Annotated in this window: 16 protein-coding genes and 1 tRNA gene; 9 read left to right on the top strand and 8 right to left on the bottom strand. The window is 72.1% G+C overall.

All coding sequences use genetic code 11. The features are described from left to right. Positions 1-25: 25 nt before the first annotated feature. From ACPEEZ_RS03195 to ACPEEZ_RS03180, 4 genes are all read right to left on the bottom strand, one after another. Positions 26-229 carry a cold-shock protein gene (locus tag ACPEEZ_RS03195; RefSeq protein WP_423922667.1) on the bottom strand — a complete coding sequence of 68 codons (204 nt, stop codon included), beginning with the start codon at positions 227-229 and terminating at the stop codon, positions 26-28. A gap of 268 nt (positions 230-497) precedes the next feature. Then, positions 498-1,082, bottom strand: a complete 585-nt coding sequence (locus ACPEEZ_RS03190) for a LytR C-terminal domain-containing protein (protein ID WP_423922664.1) — start codon at positions 1,080-1,082, stop codon at positions 498-500. Positions 1,083-1,142: 60 nt separating this feature from the next. Then, on the bottom strand, positions 1,143-1,403 hold the full coding sequence (locus tag ACPEEZ_RS03185) for a DUF3263 domain-containing protein (protein ID WP_423922662.1): 261 nt from the start codon (positions 1,401-1,403) through the stop codon (positions 1,143-1,145). A 59-nt stretch (positions 1,404-1,462) separates the two neighbouring features. Next, positions 1,463-2,497, bottom strand: coding sequence for a DUF2332 family protein (locus ACPEEZ_RS03180; RefSeq protein ID WP_423922659.1), 1,035 nt, complete (start codon positions 2,495-2,497; stop codon positions 1,463-1,465). A gap of 111 nt (positions 2,498-2,608) precedes the next feature. Between ACPEEZ_RS03180 and msrB the strand changes: the two genes are divergently transcribed. Both msrB and ACPEEZ_RS03170 read left to right on the top strand, forming a co-directional pair. Then, a complete protein-coding gene (gene msrB / locus ACPEEZ_RS03175; protein ID WP_423924342.1) occupies positions 2,609-3,010 on the top strand; it encodes a peptide-methionine (R)-S-oxide reductase MsrB in 402 nt (133 codons plus the stop codon). After that, on the top strand, positions 3,010-3,558 hold the full coding sequence (locus ACPEEZ_RS03170; RefSeq protein WP_423922656.1) for a nitroreductase family protein: 549 nt from the start codon (positions 3,010-3,012) through the stop codon (positions 3,556-3,558). The genes msrB and ACPEEZ_RS03170 overlap by 1 nt, the downstream gene beginning before the upstream one ends. Positions 3,559-3,590: 32 nt before the next feature. On the opposite strand, the gene ACPEEZ_RS03165 is transcribed toward ACPEEZ_RS03170, so the two are convergent. Then, positions 3,591-3,773 carry a hypothetical protein gene (locus tag ACPEEZ_RS03165; protein WP_423922653.1) on the bottom strand — a complete coding sequence of 61 codons (183 nt, stop codon included), beginning with the start codon at positions 3,771-3,773 and terminating at the stop codon, positions 3,591-3,593. Positions 3,774-3,881: 108 nt separating this feature from the next. Between ACPEEZ_RS03165 and ACPEEZ_RS03160 the strand changes: the two genes are divergently transcribed. After that, positions 3,882-3,954, top strand: a tRNA-Thr gene (locus ACPEEZ_RS03160). Here ACPEEZ_RS03160 and ACPEEZ_RS03155 read toward each other — a convergent pair. Continuing rightward, a complete protein-coding gene (locus ACPEEZ_RS03155; RefSeq protein ID WP_423922650.1) occupies positions 3,936-4,493 on the bottom strand; it encodes a MarR family winged helix-turn-helix transcriptional regulator in 558 nt (185 codons plus the stop codon). The genes ACPEEZ_RS03160 and ACPEEZ_RS03155 overlap by 19 nt on opposite strands. 92 nt (positions 4,494-4,585) lie before the next feature. On the opposite strand from ACPEEZ_RS03155, the gene ACPEEZ_RS03150 reads away from it, so the two are divergent. After that, entirely contained in the window at positions 4,586-5,671 is a 1,086-nt protein-coding gene (locus tag ACPEEZ_RS03150) for an FUSC family protein (RefSeq protein ID WP_423922647.1), read from the top strand. Between the two features lie 60 nt (positions 5,672-5,731). Here ACPEEZ_RS03150 and ACPEEZ_RS03145 read toward each other — a convergent pair whose 3' ends face one another. Continuing rightward, entirely contained in the window at positions 5,732-5,980 is a 249-nt protein-coding gene (locus ACPEEZ_RS03145; protein WP_423922645.1) for a hypothetical protein, read from the bottom strand. Positions 5,981-6,045: 65 nt separating this feature from the next. On the opposite strand from ACPEEZ_RS03145, the gene ACPEEZ_RS03140 reads away from it, so the two are divergent. The 4 genes from ACPEEZ_RS03140 (at position 6,046) to ACPEEZ_RS03125 (ending at position 11,265) form a co-directional block, all read left to right on the top strand. Further along, a complete protein-coding gene (locus ACPEEZ_RS03140) occupies positions 6,046-6,330 on the top strand; it encodes a hypothetical protein (protein WP_423922642.1) in 285 nt (94 codons plus the stop codon). A gap of 164 nt (positions 6,331-6,494) precedes the next feature. After that, positions 6,495-7,517: a 3-oxoacyl-ACP synthase III gene (locus ACPEEZ_RS03135; RefSeq protein WP_423922640.1), complete on the top strand. Its 1,023-nt coding sequence runs from the start codon at positions 6,495-6,497 to the stop codon at positions 7,515-7,517. Between the two features lie 5 nt (positions 7,518-7,522). Further along, complete coding sequence (locus tag ACPEEZ_RS03130) at positions 7,523-10,291, top strand: alpha/beta fold hydrolase (RefSeq protein ID WP_423924340.1); 2,769 nt, start codon at positions 7,523-7,525, stop codon at positions 10,289-10,291. After that, positions 10,288-11,265 (top strand): NAD-dependent epimerase/dehydratase family protein, encoded by a 978-nt coding sequence (locus ACPEEZ_RS03125; RefSeq protein WP_423922637.1) that lies wholly within the window; start codon positions 10,288-10,290, stop codon positions 11,263-11,265. Before ACPEEZ_RS03130 ends, ACPEEZ_RS03125 begins: the two co-directional genes overlap by 4 nt. Positions 11,266-11,428: 163 nt before the next feature. Here the strand turns inward: ACPEEZ_RS03125 and ACPEEZ_RS03120 are convergent, their stop codons facing one another. Beyond that, the gene (locus tag ACPEEZ_RS03120) at positions 11,429-14,977 is read right to left on the bottom strand and encodes a proline dehydrogenase family protein (RefSeq protein WP_423922635.1); all 3,549 of its coding nucleotides are present in this window, start codon (positions 14,975-14,977) and stop codon (positions 11,429-11,431) included. Between the two features lie 108 nt (positions 14,978-15,085). Between ACPEEZ_RS03120 and ACPEEZ_RS03115 the strand changes: the two genes are divergently transcribed. Continuing rightward, positions 15,086-15,274 carry a hypothetical protein gene (locus ACPEEZ_RS03115; protein WP_423922632.1) on the top strand — a complete coding sequence of 63 codons (189 nt, stop codon included), beginning with the start codon at positions 15,086-15,088 and terminating at the stop codon, positions 15,272-15,274. Positions 15,275-15,308 lie beyond the last annotated feature (34 nt).

Raw genomic sequence — 15,308 nt, 5'->3', positions numbered from 1 at the left:
TCGAACCGGTCGCGAGGAGTGCCGACTAGGCCAGTCGGACACCCTCCGCCTGCGGACCCTTGCTGCCGGTGCCGACCTCGAAGACGACCGCCTGGCCCTCTTCCAGCACCTTGTATCCGCTCATGTCGATGGCCGAGTAGTGCACGAAGACGTCCTGCCCGCCTCCCTCGACGGTGATGAAGCCGTAGCCCTTCTCAGCGTTGAACCATTTGACGGTCCCGTTAGCCATTTCCTTACTCCCTGCTGTGTCCGTGCGGCGCGTGCGTTGGTGCCAGAGCCGGGTCGTCAACGCAGTCACCTGCACACCCCGAGCGGACGCGTCATCCGTGGATCAGACGTACTCAGCGGTCGTCGGGGGCGACCAATTCCAGATAGTAGTGCGGAGACGGGCCGAAAAGTCTAGCCCTGCGCGAATCGACCCCGTGAACATGAGGATTCGGGCAGGAATTAAACAAGCCCGTAATACAAGGAGGCGCGGGTCGGGCCCGCGACACCCGTCACTCCTTGTAGTCGGCCCCGAGGACGATCGTGACCGAGGCGCCGGGGAAGGCCGTCGAGAGCTGCACATCGGTGACACCGAGCTCCTGGGCGAGACCGAGGGCCACACCCTCGTCGGCCGCCTCCGAGTAGTAGACGGTCGTCGTGGCGACCTTGCCCGAGGCGTTGCCCTCGGTGCCGATCTTCCAGCCCGTGCGCTCGAGTCGGGTCGCCGCCGTCGCCGCGAGCCCCGGCCGTGCCGTGCCGTTCAGCACCGTGATCGTGACGCTGCTGGCGACCTGCGCCGGGTCGGTCACCGGGGTGGCCGTCTGCGTGGGCGGTGCGGACGTCGTCTCCTGCGCCGGTTCGCTCGACGCGTCCGTCGTGGCGGGAGCCGCGTTGTTCGACGTCGGATTCGTGAACTGGAAGCTGTTGTTGGCCACCCCGAGATAGACGACCCCGGCACCGACGAGCAGGCCCGTGGCCAGTGCCGCCCACGCGAAACCGATCCAGCCACGACCACGCCGCGGCTCAGCGCGGTGCGCGCCGACGCGTTCCAGCCCGGAGGGGACGTCGTCGAACCTGTCGTGGGGGTATTTCGCCATGGGTGGGTCAGTCTCTCGTGGGTCGGAGGGCGCGGGTGCCCCGTCGGTCGGGTCGCACGCTCACCGCGCGACCGAGCCGAACGATCTCGCGTCGCGCGCGGCCGCACGGGCGTCGCGCAGACGCAGCAGGCGCCCGACGAGCATCGGCTCGTAGGCCAGTGCAGCGGGTCGTTCTATGAGCGAGTTGAGCAACTGCTGATAGCGGGCGACGCTGAGGCCGAGGTCACGACGGATCGCCGCCTCCTTCGCGCCCGGTGCCGCCGGTGCGTCGCGCTCGAAGTCGAGCACGCGACGGTCGCGCTCGGTCAAGTCGTCCCGCATGCCGCCACCGCCCTCTCGCCACTCGACTCCAACCGAGGGGGCCGCCCCCTCGAATGCCGTCATCCTAGGGGCGCTTCGGCGTCGGTCCCGGCAGGCCGGGCGCACGTCGTCAGCATGTGCAGACGAGTCCCGTGCGCATCGCCGAGGGCGAGGGGCTCGCCGTCGAGCGCCAGCGTCGCGAAGCGATCGGCCGCAGGGAGCCCCGCGACGCCCGGGTCGCGGACGTCGCGCAGCGAGCCGCTCCGTTCGTAGCTGATCCACCGGGCTCCGAGCCGATGCACCTCGTCGACGAACGCCTGTCGCCGCGCCCCCGGCAGGTAGACGAGGGTGCCCATCGTGACGACGACGAGCGTGGCCGACCGCGGAGCCCGGGCGGCGAGCCCGGCGAGCGCCTCGACGGCGTCGCCCTCCACGAGCACCGGAGGCTCGGTGCGGGCGACGTCGACCGCCCGCCTCAGCAGGGTGGCCCGGTCCGTGCGCTCCGGCGGCAGCAGCGTCTCGAGCCAGTCGACGGCCTCGGGGTCGCGCACGTCGACCGGGGCCAGGTCGATCCCGGCGCGCCACACGATCGCGGGCAGGACCGCGACCGAGGTCGGGGCGGTGGCTGGGGGCGGCTCTGCCGCGACAGTGGTGTCGCTCGACAGGGTGGCGGCGAGACGGACGTGCGAGGCGCGATCCCCCCACGCCGCGCCTCCGGCGTCGTAGGCGTAGCGGTCGGGGTAGAGACAGAGCCCGGCCGAGGCACCGACCTCGAGCAGGGCGACGGGCCCGTCGACACGGGCGAGGGCGAGCGACAGGGGAAGGCAGCGGCGCACGTCGTTCGTCTGGGTGAGACGTCGCCCGAGGTCGGCCACGACGTCGTCCGCATGGGCCAGCAGCCACCGGCGCCACTCGGCGTAGGGGCCGAGGGGCGCGCCCAGCCGACGGCTGACCGCAAAGACGAGGATCGGCTGCCGCCGGGCCTCGGGGGCGCGATCGACGACGCGGAGGAGCTCGTCGTCGGCGGCGACCCCGTCGGCCCACTCTGCATAGAGCGGGGACCCGTCGGCCGCGGACGCCTCGGCGAACGCGCGGAACCTCTCGGCTGTCGTCATGCCGACAGCCTAGGAAGCCCCGACGAGGGCACGACCCGGCCGCGCCGAAACCGGGAATCGATGTCGGTGGCACCGTGTTGAATGTCCCTGTACCCAACGAAAGGGATGTCTGTGTCGTACAAGGTCGAGAAGTCCGAAGAAGAGTGGCGCGACGAGCTGGGCGCCGATCAGTACGCCGTCCTGCGTGAGGCTGCGACCGAGCGCCCGTGGACGGGCGAGCTGCTCGACGAGAGCCGCGCCGGTCTCTACACCTGCGCCGCCTGCAACGCCGAGCTGTTCAAGAGCGGCACGAAATTCGACAGCGGCTGCGGCTGGCCGAGCTTCTACGAATCGGTCAACCCCGACGCCGTCGAGCTCATCGACGACAACTCGCTCGGCATGACCCGCACCGAGGTCCGCTGCGCCAACTGCGGCTCGCACCTCGGGCACGTGTTCCCCGACGGCTTCGGCACCCCCACCGGCGACCGCTACTGCATGAACTCGCTGTCGCTCAACTTCAAGGCCGAAGACTGATGTCGGTCGCCGACGCCGCCACGCGCCGGCGCTCCACGTCGAAGGTGACCGCCGAGGCGCCGTCGCACGACGAGCTCCTCGAGTTCGTCCAGGCGGCGGCCACGGTGGCCGACCACTCCGAGCTGCACCCGTGGCGGCTCCTCGAGATCCGCGGCGACGACCGTCTCGTCGTCGGTCGTGCCCTGGCCGAGGCCAGTGGTGCCGAGGGTCACGCCGCCGACAAGCTGACCGAGAAGGCGCTCCGCGCTCCCCTGATGATCGCGATCGTGCTCTCACCCGTCGAGAGTCGCAAGGTGCCCGAGTGGGAGCAGGAGTCGGTCGCCTCCGGCGTCGCCCACCTGTTGTCGCTCGTGCTCGACGACGCGGGCTGGGGTGTCATGTGGCGCACCGGACTCTGGACGCGGTCGCCGGGCGTCCAGGCCGCGCACGGGCTCCGCGACGGCGAGAAGCTCCTGGGCTGGTTGTACGTCGGCGGTCGCCGCGACGACCGCGAGGCCAAGCCGCGCACGTTGGTCGACCCGAGCCGATTCCTCTCGACCCTGTCGTGACACGCTCCCGCCGCGAGGCGGGACCTGTCGCCCTACCAGCTGCGCTTGCTGTTGCCCATGACCGTGATGGGCAACCAGAACGAGCCGGTCATCACGATGATGCCCGCGAAGAAGATGAAGGCGTTCGGCTCGTCGGCGTTGAACGACGTCGCGAACAGGAAGAAGCTGACGAACAACAGGGCGAGCGAACCGATGGCGGTCAGGATGGTGGTCATGGTGCTCCTCACGGGACGGCGGCGCGGCACGCACGAGGTGCCGACCTCCACTTCACCACTTCGACCGTGTCGAGCGCCAATCCTGGCCGGGTAAGATGATGTCGCCTTGCCGGCCTGGCGCAATTGGTAGCGCATCCGACTTGTAATCGGAAGGTTACGGGTTCAAGTCCCGTGGCCGGCTCTCTCTTTCGCCTCGCCTCGTCGCATCGCATCACTGGACTCCCCCGCCGAGGCGGGTGGTGCCTCCGCGTCGATCAGGAGTGCGCGCAGACCCCCCACGACGTGTGCTCGCAGCCCCGGGTCCAGACCGTTCACGAGCGCCGCCTCCAGCCCGAGCTGCAGGGGCAGCACATCGGCGATCGTCGCCCGACCCGTGTCGCTGGGGGCGAGCAGGTAGCCCCGGCCGTCGTCGGGGTTGTCGCGCCGCTCGACCAGACCGGCCCCCACGAGGCCCTTCGTCCGCTTCGTGATGGCGGGAGCCGACAACAGGGTGTGGTCGGCGAGCTGCGTCGGCGTCAGCGGGCGGTCGGACCGGACGAGCGCGGCGAGTACATCGAAGTCGGCCCGCGTGAGGCCGTGATGACGCAGCAGATCGTCACTGCGGCGCTGGACGATGCGGGCCAGTCGGTTCACGCGTCCGATGATCTCGATGCCCGAGACGTCGAGGCCGGGCCTGAGGGACCGCCATTGGTCGTGGATCTCGTCGATGGCGTCTCGCATGCGGAGAGCGTATCGGTCGTTCACTGGTAAAGTAGTTTCTTTCACCCGTGAAACAGTTCGACGGCGAACCGACGATCAGCCGAAGGGACTTCGTGACCACGCCACCCGCGCCCTCCGAGCGCCTCCTCCCCCACCCTCGCGAGCTCCTGCGTGTCGGGCCCCACGATCGCGCGCATCGCGCCGCCCTCCGCGTCGCACTCGCGGTGGTCGTCCCGCTCGTCGTCCTCGCGCTGATCGGTCACCTCGACTGGGCCGCCTACGCGGTGTTCGGCGCGTTCGCGGCACCGTTCGGACGCAACCTCGCGCGCTTCCAGCGGCTGGGCATGCAGGTCGAGGCGGGTCTCCTGCTCGTGGCGTGCGTCGTCCTCGGCGCCACCCTCTCGGCCCTGCACCCGCCGGTGTGGCTGCCCGTGCTCGTCATCGGCGTCGTGGCAGGCCTCGCCTCCGCGGTGTCGGACCTGCGGCGGTGGAGCCCTCCCGGGCCGCTCTTCTTCGTGTTCGGGCTCGGGGTGACGGCCTTCGTGCCGGCGACCCCCGCCTCCATCGGCATCGCCGCCGTCGTCTCCCTGGCCGGGCTCGCAACGGCTCTGACGGCCACCGTGGCCGGCGCCGCCCTTCCGCGCGGACGACGCAAGAGGGCGTCGCCCCTCGGCCGCCGATGGTCTCGCGACATGCCCCCGCTGGACGGGCGCCGCACCGCCCTCCATGCGGCCATCTGCCTCGCCGCCTCGATCGTGGCGGGCCTGATCAGCATCGCCGTCGGGCTGGACCATCCGTACTGGGCCATGGTGTCGGCCGTCGTGCCCGTGGTCGGGCGCTCGACGTCGGCTCAGCTGGTGCGCGCGGGGCATCGCCTGCTCGGCACCCTGATCGGCGTCGCCGCCGCGGCGGCCCTGCTGTCAGTCGGGCTCGACGACGTCGGGTTGATCGTCGCGTTCGGCATGCTGCAGTTCGGTGCGGAGATGGCCGTCCTCCGGCACTACGGTCTGACGCTCGTCTTCATCACGCCCATGGCGTTGGGGATGCCCGCATTGACCGGGCCGGTCGACGTCGGCTCGCTGGTGCTCGACCGCACACTCGACACGGCCCTCGGCATCGCCGTCGTCGTGATCGCCCTCCTGGCGACGCACCGACTGCGACAGGGGCCTCCGGCGCCCAGGACGACCCGCGCCTCCTGATGTCGCGGACGTCGCAGACGGCCCGGACGTCGGCGCCGACGCCGGGGAGGCTCGGGCCCGTCAGGACGCCTGGCGGGCGCGCGCCCGCCGGTCGTCGCGGCTCCACCAGACGAGATCGGCGACACCCTGGGCGATCAGCAGGAGCGCCACGAGGACGATGACGTAGTTGATCAGGGTGAACGAGACGCCCGCCGCGATGTTGGCGACCTGGACACCCAGACCGAAGACGCCGACGACGATCTCGAGCACGGGCTGCATCACGGTGCCCGTCTTCGTCAGGGTGTACCAGGGCCGGCGCAGATCGCTCATGGGTCGAGGGTACCGTTGACCCTCGGTGCGCAGCCTCCCGGGCTGGCCGAGAGAGAGGACACCCCGTGGCGAGACGGCAGGAGGTGCGGGTCGACCCCGACGTGCCCAACTGGCTCTTGACGAAGCGCGGCGGCTTCGTGCTGCCCGTGCTCACGATCCTCAGTGCGCTGATCGTGCTGTCGAGCATCGTGGCGAGCCTCGTCGTCGTCGGCGGCCGGGTGAACATCGTGGGCGGCATCGTCATCGTCGCCGCGATCGGGGCCGTGGTGTGGGCCGTGGTCGATCTCGCGTGGTGGACGAGAGGCGGCCGACGCGCGATCGTCCGGCTCCCTCGAGACCCCGACGCATGACATCCGTGATGGGCCGCGCGACCCCCGCATATGCCGGTCGCGGCATGCGACGGGTACGCCCGTGCGGCGCGTATTCAGAGACACGGCCGTAGACTGACCCGATGCCCCGCGTTCCCGACCCAGGTCACGCGCGCGCACCCGAGACAATTCGACAGGGAGTTCCGTTGAACGGAAACGCAACCACCCGGCACAGCAACGCAGCGCTGCTGTCGGTCGCGAGCACCATGGCCGATCGCGTGACGACCTCGGCCAGCATCGACGAGAAGCTCCGCCCCGTCCTGAAACGCCTGCGTCTGCCCGGTGGCCTGCTCGAGCGCGTCGCCGGCGTGTACGAGCGCCGCAACTGGGGCGCCGAGCAGAGCTTCGACTCCGCGGCGATCGATGCCGGGCGTCGTGCCCTCGCCGAGGCGGGCGTCCGCCCCGACCAGGTCGGCATGCTCATCAACACGTCCGTCACACGGCCCCACCTCGAGCCCTCCGTCGCCGTGCGTCTGCATCACGGCCTGGGGCTGCCCTCGTCGGCCATCAACTTCGACATCGCCAACGCGTGCCTCGGTTTCGTCAACGGCATGACCCTCGCGGCACAACTCATCGATGCCGGTCAGATCGACTACGCCGTGATCATCGACGGCGAGGACGCCGACGACGTCCAGGTGAACACCATCGACCGCCTGCTCACCAAGGGCTACGGGCGCGACGACTTCATGAGCGAGTTCGCCAGCCTGACGCTCGGCTCGGGCGCGGCGGCCGCCGTCCTCGGCCGCGCCGACCTGCACCCCGAGGGCCACCGCATCCTCGGCGGCGTGACCCGGGCCGCCACCGAGAACTACGACCTCTGCGTCGGCAGCGTCGACGGCATGTTCACCGACGCGAAGGCGCTGCTGAAGCGCGGCATGGAGCTCGTGGTCTCGGCCTGGAAAGAGGCCAAGCGCGACTGGAACTGGTCGTCGATGGATCGCTACATCATGCATCAGGTCAGCGACGTGCACACCGGCGCGTTCGTCAAGGCGGCCGGCATCGACCGCAAGCGCGTCCCGCTCACGTACCCGACGCTCGGCAACGTGGGTCCCGCCTCCATCCCGATCACGCTCGTCGAGGAGTCGAAGACGCTCTCGCGCGGTGACCGGGTCCTGCTGATGGGCGTGGGCTCGGGCATCAACACCGCGATGATGGAACTCGCCTGGTGAGTCGCCTGCCCCGTCAGGCCACCGTCACGGCTCCGGCGTCGCTGCCTCCCGCGGGCCTGCCGGGTCTCGACCCGCAGTGGTCGCGCCTCGTCGAGGTGCCGGCCCGGCCGGCGACCACAGCAGGAGGCGCGGGTCACCGCCCCCGCACCTGGCACGTCCTCGACAACGCGGCCGCCCTCGCCGCGGCCGGTGTCGCTCCGACCGGCACGATCCTCTGCGTGCACGGCAACCCGACCTGGTCCTACCTCTGGCGTCGCCTCGTCGAGCGGGCCACCGCGACCGCGCTGGCCGGCGGTGCCGCCTGGCGCGTCGTCGCCGTCGACCAACTCGACATGGGCTTCTCGGAGCGCACCGGTGCTCCGCGCACCCTGCCCGACCGGGTCGCCGATCTCGGCGCCCTCACCGACGAGCTCGGGCTCGACGGCCCCGTCGTCACGCTGGGACACGATTGGGGCGGCGTCGTCTCCCTGGGCTGGGCGGTCGACCACCCCGAGCTCCTGTCGGGCCTCATGCTGCTCAACACCGCCATCCACCAGCCCGACGAGCACCGCATCCCCGCGCCGCTGCGACTGACGCTGGCGGCCGGCGTCCTGGGGCGGGCCACCGTCTCGACGACCGGGTTCCTCGACGTCACCCTCGCCCTGGCACACCCGCGTCTCGACGCCGACGTGAAGCGCGCCTATCGGGCGCCGTACCTCACGGCCGCGCGCCGAGGTGGCATCGGCGGCTTCGTCGCCGACATCCCCGTCGACGCCGATCACCCGAGTCACGCCGAGCTCGACCGCATCGCGGCGTCGCTCACCGAGCTGACCGTCCCCGCACTGATGCTGTGGGGCCCGCGCGACCCGATCTTCAGCGACCGCTACCTCGACGACCTCGTCGACCGGCTGCCGCACGCCGACGTGCACCGCTTCGAGGGCGCCGGGCATCTCGTGGCCGAAGACGTGGACTACGCCGAGGCCGTGCTGACCTGGCTGGGTGACCGCGACGGCGACCCGACGCCCGTACCGACGGGCGACGTGACGCCCGGCGAGACGGCGGCGGAGGGCGACGCGGCCCGCGCCTCCTCGTGGGGTGCCCGGTCGCCCCTGTGGGCTCGTCTCGACGAGCTCGCCGAGAGCGACGACACGGCCGTGATCGAGATGGCCCCGCCGGGCGGCGGAGGCCCCCGCACCGTGAGCTGGCGTCTGCTCGCCCGTCGCGTCGACGAGATCGCCTTCGGGTTGCGCCGGGTCGGCGTCCAGAAGGGTGATCGTGTGTCGCTGCTGGTGCCCCCGGGTGCCGATCTGACCGCGGTGCTCTACGCGTGCGTCCGCATCGGTGCGGTCGTCGTGGTCGCCGACGCCGGGCTGGGTCTGAAGGGCCTCACGCGCGCGGTCACCGGCGCCTACCCCCAGCACGTCATCGGCGCGCTGCCGGGACTGTCGGCGGCTCGCGCCCTCGGCTGGCCCGGTCAGAAGATCTCGACCACGCGCCTCCCCCGGGTCACGGCGCGCCTGCTCGGGGTCGAGACGGCCCTCGCCGACGTCGCCGCCCTGGGTCGCGCCGCCATCGCAGCTCGGGCGGAGCTGCCCACCGACATCGGACCCGACGAGGTCGCGGCCATCCTCTTCACCTCGGGGTCCACGGGGCCCGCCAAGGGCGTCGTCTACCGGCAGGGCCAGCTGAGCGCCCTGCGCGACGTGCTCGCCGAGCAGTACGACATCGGGGTCGGCACGGGTCTCGTGGCCGGGTTCGCGCCGTTCGCCCTGCTCGGCCCCGCCCTGGGCGCCACGAGCGTGACGCCCGACATGGACGTCACGTCTCCGAAGACGCTCACGGCGCGAGCCGTCGCCGCGGCGGCCGCTGCCGTGGACGCGACCGTCGTGTTCCTGTCGCCGGCCGCGATCGCGAACGTCGTCGCGACGTCGGACCGCCTCGACGCGGACGGACGACGCGCGCTGGCCGGCGTCGAGACGTTCCTATCGGCCGGTGCACCCGTCTCGGAATCGCTGCTGGCAGCCGCCGGCGAGCTGATGCCGAACGCCGTGCCGCACACGCCCTACGGGATGACCGAGGGCCTGCTGATGACCGACATCACGCTCGAGGGCATCCGCGACGCGGCTCGCTCGACGACCTCGACCGACGACGACGCGGCGGCCCACGCCGGCGGCGTCTGCGTCGGGACACCGGGGCCGGGGGTGCGCGTGTCGATCGCCGCCCTCGACGACCGAGGCCGCGCCTCCTCGTCGTCGTCCACCGAACCGGGTGTGACGGGCGAGATCGTCGTATCGGCTCCGCACCTCGAAGACCACTACGACCGCCTGTGGCTCACCGACCGCGCCAGTCGGCGACGGGACGCAGCCGCCGGCGACGAGCCCCGCACCCACCGCACCGGGGACGTCGGCCATCTCGACGCCGAGGGACGCCTGTGGGTCGAAGGGCGCCTGCCGCACGTGATCACCACGGCCCACGGCGTCGTGACCCCGGTCGGCCCCGAGCAGCGGGTGGAGGGCGTCGGCCCCGTCCGTCGCGCCGCGGTCGTCGGCATCGGGCCGGTGGGGACGCAGCAGATCGCCGTCATCGTCGAGTCGACGCCCCCGGCACGCCGTGTCGGGCTGGCACCCGCGACGCTCGCAGCCCGGGTCCGAGAGGCAGCCGGCGTGCCCGTCGCGGCCGTGCTCGTCGTCCCCGAGTTGCCGACGGACGTGCGGCACAACTCGAAGATCGATCGCAGCGCCCTGTCGCGCTGGGCCACGGGTGTGTTGTCCGGCGAGCGGATGACCCGACCGTGAAGGTGCTCGTCACGGGTGCGAGCGGGCTCCTCGGCGGAGCGGTCGCCGCGGCCGTGCGCGATGCCGGGCACGACGTGCGGACGTTCCAGCGACGCCCGAGCGCGGTCGACGGCGTCACCGACCACCTCGGCAGCGTCACCGACCGGGACGCGGTCGTCGAGGCCGTGGACGGGCAGGACGCCGTCGTCCACCTCGCGGCGAAGGTGTCGTTGACCGGCTCGCCTCGCGACTTCGAGACGATCAACGTCGAGGGCACGGCCGGTCTGCTCGAGGCGTCGCGGCGCGACGGCGTGCGCCGTTTCGTCTTCGTCTCGTCGCCGTCCGTGGCGCATGCGGGCGCGTCCATCGTCGGCGACGACGCCCTGCCGGCGTCCCCCGCGCACGCCCGCGGCGACTACGCCCGGACGAAGGCGATCGCCGAGCGTCTCGCCCTCTCCGCCGATTCGGAGGCGCTCCGGGTCGTCGCCGTCCGACCGCACCTCGTCTGGGGCCCCGGTGACACGCAGCTCGTCGAGCGCATCGTCGAGCGTGCGCGCTCCGGCCGCCTGCCGCTGCTCGACCACGGCGCCGCGCTGATCGACTCGACGTACGTCGACAATGCGGCCTCGGGGATCGCCGCCGCCCTCGAACGCGCCGAGGCCGTGCACGGAAACTCGTACGTGATCACGAACGGCGAACCGCGCACGGTCGCCGACCTGATGGCCGGCATCTGCGCCGCCGCGGGCGTGCCGGCACCGCGCCTCCGGGTCCCCGCCTCGCTGGCGCGGGTCGCGGGGTCGGCGGTCGAGGCCCTGTGGCGCGTCCGCCCGGGGGTCGACGAGCCGCCCATGACGAGGTTCCTCGCCGAGCAGCTGTCGACCGCGCACTGGTTCGACCAGCGACGGACCCAGCACGACCTGCAGTGGACGCCGACGGTCTCGGTGGACGAGGGGCTCCGCCGTCTCGGGGACTGGTACCGCGCCTCCGCTCGCTGACGCGCTGCGCCGCGGCGATGCGGCCAGACCCTCGCGATGCGGCCAGACCCTCGCGATGCGGCCAGACCCTCGCGATGCGGTCAGCCCCTCGCGATGCGGTCAGGCCCTCGCCTCCACGGGAGGGTCTCACCGCGAGGCGAGGGTCTGACCGTGTCGGCCCGCGTCAGATGACCGCCGCGCTCCAGCCGTCCGGGTTGCCGAAGCGGTGGGCCGTGATGGCGATCGCCTGCTCCCGCAGGAACGGCAGCAGCTCGAGGCGGCCCGTCGGCGTCACGGGCGCCGCGAAGACCGCGACGGCCGGGTCCCCGTCGAGGGCGACCGTCAATGCCGAGGAGGCACGCCCCGCGTCGTCCGCGCCCGTCACCAGACGCACCCGCTCGGGTCGCGCTCCCGGGCCGCGCGACCCGGTCGCACGCAGTCGCTCGTGCCAGACCCCGTCGGTCTCGTGCACGACCCGGGCGGCGTCGAGGCCGAGCGCCGCGACGAGGGTGTCGGGCAGCGCGACGGACGACGACACCGTCAGCGGCGCACCGGCACGGAGTCCCGCGAGGAGCACGCGCACGAGATCGGCCGGGGCGGCCCCCTCGGCCGCGCGGACCGTCACCGGGAGGGACCGGTAGCGCAGCAGGTCGCGCTCGAGCCCGAGGGCGCTGACGTCGCGGGCGACGCCGAACTCGTCCTGCCAGAAGCGTTCGTCCGAGGCCGCCGCCGTGGCGAGACGCTCGCGAGCGGTCTCGGCGACGGAACCCGCACCTCCACCGACACCGAGGAGCGGCGCCGCCGCGTCGAGCGCCCGGACGATACCGGCGGTCGGCCGCGCCTGCGGGGCGCCCGCCAGCTCGGTCGGTCGCCACGACCCGAGGTGCACGAGGTAGTTCGGACCGCCGGCCTTGGCGCCGGGCCCGACGGACGAGCGCTTCCAGCCGCCGAACGGCTGACGACGCACGATCGCGCCGGTGATACCGCGGTTGACGTAGAGGTTGCCGGCCTGCACCCGATCGAGCCAGGTCCCGAGCTCGACCGGATCGAGCGTGTGCAGCCCCGCCGTGAGACCGAAGTCGGTCGCGTTCTGCAGCTCGATCGCCTCGTCGAGGGTGTCGGCCGTCATGACGCCGAGCACCGGGCCGAAGTACTCGGTCAGGTGGAACTCGCTCCCGGGGCGGACACCGTCACGGATGCCCGGCGACCAGAGCCGCCCGGTCTCGTCGAGGCGTCGGGGCTCGACCAGCCACGACTCGCCCGGGCCGAGCGTCGTCAGGGCGCCCAACAGCTTGCCGGAGGCCGGCTCGATGATCGGCCCCATCTGCGTGGTCGGGTCGAACGGGTAGCCGACGCGCATCGTCGACGCGGCGTCGACGAGTTGGCGACGGAACCGCTCCGAGCGCGCGACCGAGCCGACGACGATCACGAGGCTCGCGGCCGAGCACTTCTGCCCGGCGTGCCCGAAGGCGGACTTGATGACGTCGGATGCCGCCAGGTCGAGGTCGGCGCTCGGCGTCACGATGATGGCGTTCTTGCCGCTCGTCTCGGCGAGCAGCGGAAGGTCGGGCCGGAACGACCGGAACAGCTCGGCCGTCTCGAACGCGCCGGTCAAGATGACGCGGTCGACGGACGGGTGCCCGACGAGGTGCGCGCCGAGGTCGCCCTCGTCGACGTCGACCAGGCGCAGGACGTCGCGCGGCACACCGGCGGCCCAGAGCGCCTCGACCACGACGGCACCGCAGCGCTTCGCCTGGCCGGCGGGCTTCACGACGACGCTCGAGCCGGCCGCGAGCGCGGCGAGCGTCGACCCGGCCGGGATCGCGACCGGGAAGTTCCACGGCGGGGTGACGAGCGTGAGCGTCGCCGGCACGAACTCCGCGCCGTCCACGATGTCGAGCTCGTCGGCGAGCTGCGCGTACCAGTTCGCGAAGTCGATCGCCTCGCTCACCTCGACGTCGCCCTCGGCGATGGTCTTGCCGGTCTCGGACGCCGCGACCTCGATCAGGTCGGCACGACGGGCGGACAGCTCCGCGGCTGCTCGGCGGAGGATCGCGGCCCGACCCGCGCCTCCTCGGCTCGCCCAGTCGGCGGCGGCGTCGACGGCGCCTGCGACGAGACGATCGACCTCGGCCGTCTCGGTGACGCGGGCCGCCTCGATCGTGGCGACGCCGAGCGTCGACGTGCGCGACCGCTCGAGGATCGCGCGACCCCAGGCGCGGTTCGCGGCGAGCGCCGGGTCGGTGTCGGGCTCGTTCTCGAACGGGTGGCCGACGGACGAGGAGGCGCGGGCCCCGTCGATCGCGGTCGTCCGGTCCTGCAGGCGGTGCGGTGCGGGAGTCGCGACGTCGACGTCGGCGAGGGAGGCCAGGAACCGGCCCTTCTCCCGCTCGAAGAGGCTCTCGTTCGAGGCGAGCTCGAAGACGGCCGACATGAAGTTCTCGCTGGACGCGTTCTCCTCGAGACGCCGGATCAGGTAGCTGATGGCGACGTCGAACTCGCGGGGACGGACGACGGGCGTGTAGAGCAGCAGGCCGCCGACATCGGCCTTGACGAGCTCCGCCTGCCCCTCGGCCATGCCGAGCAACATCTCGAACTCGACCCGGTCGGCGACGCCTCGCGCCGTCGACAGCAGATGGGCGAACGCGATGTCGAACAGGTTGTGCCCCGCGACCCCGATGCGCACGGCGCGGGTGTGCTCGGGCGTCAGCGCCCAGGTGAGGACGCGCTTGTAGTTCGTGTCACTGGCCTGCTTCGTGTCGTAGGTCGCGAGCGGCCAGTCGTGCAGGGTGGCGTCGACCGTCTCCATCGCGAGGTTCGCCCCCTTGACGACACGGACCTTGATCGGTGCACCGCCCGCGTCGACCCGCTCCGTCGCCCAGGCGGTCAGACCCTGCAGGGCGCCGAGCGCGTCGGGCAGGTAGGCCTGGAGCACGATGCCGGCCTCGAGGTCGCGCAGCTGCGGCTGGTCGAGCAGACGGGTGAACACCGCGACGGTGAGGTCGAGGTCGCGGTACTCCTCCATGTCGAGGTTGATGAACTTCGCGCTGGAGCTGGTCGCGGCGAGCTCGTAGAGCGGGGTGAGCTTCTCGACGACGCGCTCGACGGTCTCGTCGAAGGCCCACATCGAGAGCTGGCTCACGATCGACGACACCTTGATCGACACGTAGTCGACGTCGTCGCGAGCGAGCAGGGCCCGGGTGCCCGCGAGGCGGTGATCGGCCTCGGTGTCACCCAGCACGGCCTCGCCGAGCAGGTTGAGGTTGAGTCGCGTGCCCTCTTTCTTGAGGGTCGAGATGGCGGCGCCGAGCTTCTCGGGGCGGGCGTCGGCGATGAGGTGACCGACCATGCCACGCAGCACCCGCCGCGCGATCGGGACGACGACACCCGGCATCACCGGGGCGAGCGCACCTCCGAGCCGGACGGCGGCCCGCATGTGCCACGGCAGGAACGCCGGGACCGAGCCGGCCAGCACGGAGAGGTTGCGGGCGGCGACCCGCAGGTCGTCGGGCCGGACGACCCGGTCGACGAACCCGATGGTGAAGGCGAGACCCGACTCGTCCTTCAACACCTGGGCGAGCAGTGCGGCCGACCCCGAGTCGGTGGAGGTCGAGGCCTGCTGGGCCCAGCGCCGGGCCAGGGCGACGGCCTGGTCGCCGATGCCCTGGGGGAGGTTCGGCTCGTCAGCCGAGGAGGCACGGCCCGCGTTCGCCGTCACGTCGATGTCGGTCATGCGGTCACGATAAGGCCATAACTTGCCGCCTGGCAAGGATTCGGACGCACGAGTTCTGCGCGGCACCCGAACCCGGTTCCCGAACCCGACCTCCTCCCATCAGGCGTCGTGTTCTCGGACGACGTGGACGCCCGGGCCGTCGCCACCGGCGTCGCGACACCCGGCCGCGAGCTCGACCTGCGGGTCGACGGCGAGGTGCCGCAGCGATTCCGCGTCGGCATGGACGCCCGATACGAGATCCCGGTGACACCACCGGGGCCCGGACGACACGACGCCCACGTGGTCTACGCCGACTGAGCGACGTCGCATGTTGCCTGCAGCAGCCCGGTCG

The organism is Frigoribacterium sp. 2-23 (genome assembly GCF_049601585.1).
Taxonomy (GTDB): domain Bacteria; phylum Actinomycetota; class Actinomycetes; order Actinomycetales; family Microbacteriaceae; genus Frigoribacterium.
The sequence above is the reverse complement of the archived record's forward strand: the minus strand, read 5'-3'. Positions and strand labels throughout refer to the sequence as shown.

Coding starts and splice junctions, on each gene's coding strand:
- ACPEEZ_RS03195 (WP_423922667.1), bottom strand. CDS start 229: ATGGCTAACGGGACCGTCAAATGGTTCAACGCTGAGAAGGGCTACGGC.
- ACPEEZ_RS03190 (WP_423922664.1), bottom strand. CDS start 1,082: ATGGCGAAATACCCCCACGACAGGTTCGACGACGTCCCCTCCGGGCTG.
- ACPEEZ_RS03185 (WP_423922662.1), bottom strand. CDS start 1,403: ATGCGGGACGACTTGACCGAGCGCGACCGTCGCGTGCTCGACTTCGAG.
- ACPEEZ_RS03180 (WP_423922659.1), bottom strand. CDS start 2,497: ATGACGACAGCCGAGAGGTTCCGCGCGTTCGCCGAGGCGTCCGCGGCC.
- ACPEEZ_RS03170 (WP_423922656.1), top strand. CDS start 3,010: ATGTCGGTCGCCGACGCCGCCACGCGCCGGCGCTCCACGTCGAAGGTG.
- ACPEEZ_RS03165 (WP_423922653.1), bottom strand. CDS start 3,773: ATGACCACCATCCTGACCGCCATCGGTTCGCTCGCCCTGTTGTTCGTC.
- ACPEEZ_RS03155 (WP_423922650.1), bottom strand. CDS start 4,493: ATGCGAGACGCCATCGACGAGATCCACGACCAATGGCGGTCCCTCAGG.
- ACPEEZ_RS03145 (WP_423922645.1), bottom strand. CDS start 5,980: ATGAGCGATCTGCGCCGGCCCTGGTACACCCTGACGAAGACGGGCACC.
- ACPEEZ_RS03120 (WP_423922635.1), bottom strand. CDS start 14,977: ATGACCGACATCGACGTGACGGCGAACGCGGGCCGTGCCTCCTCGGCT.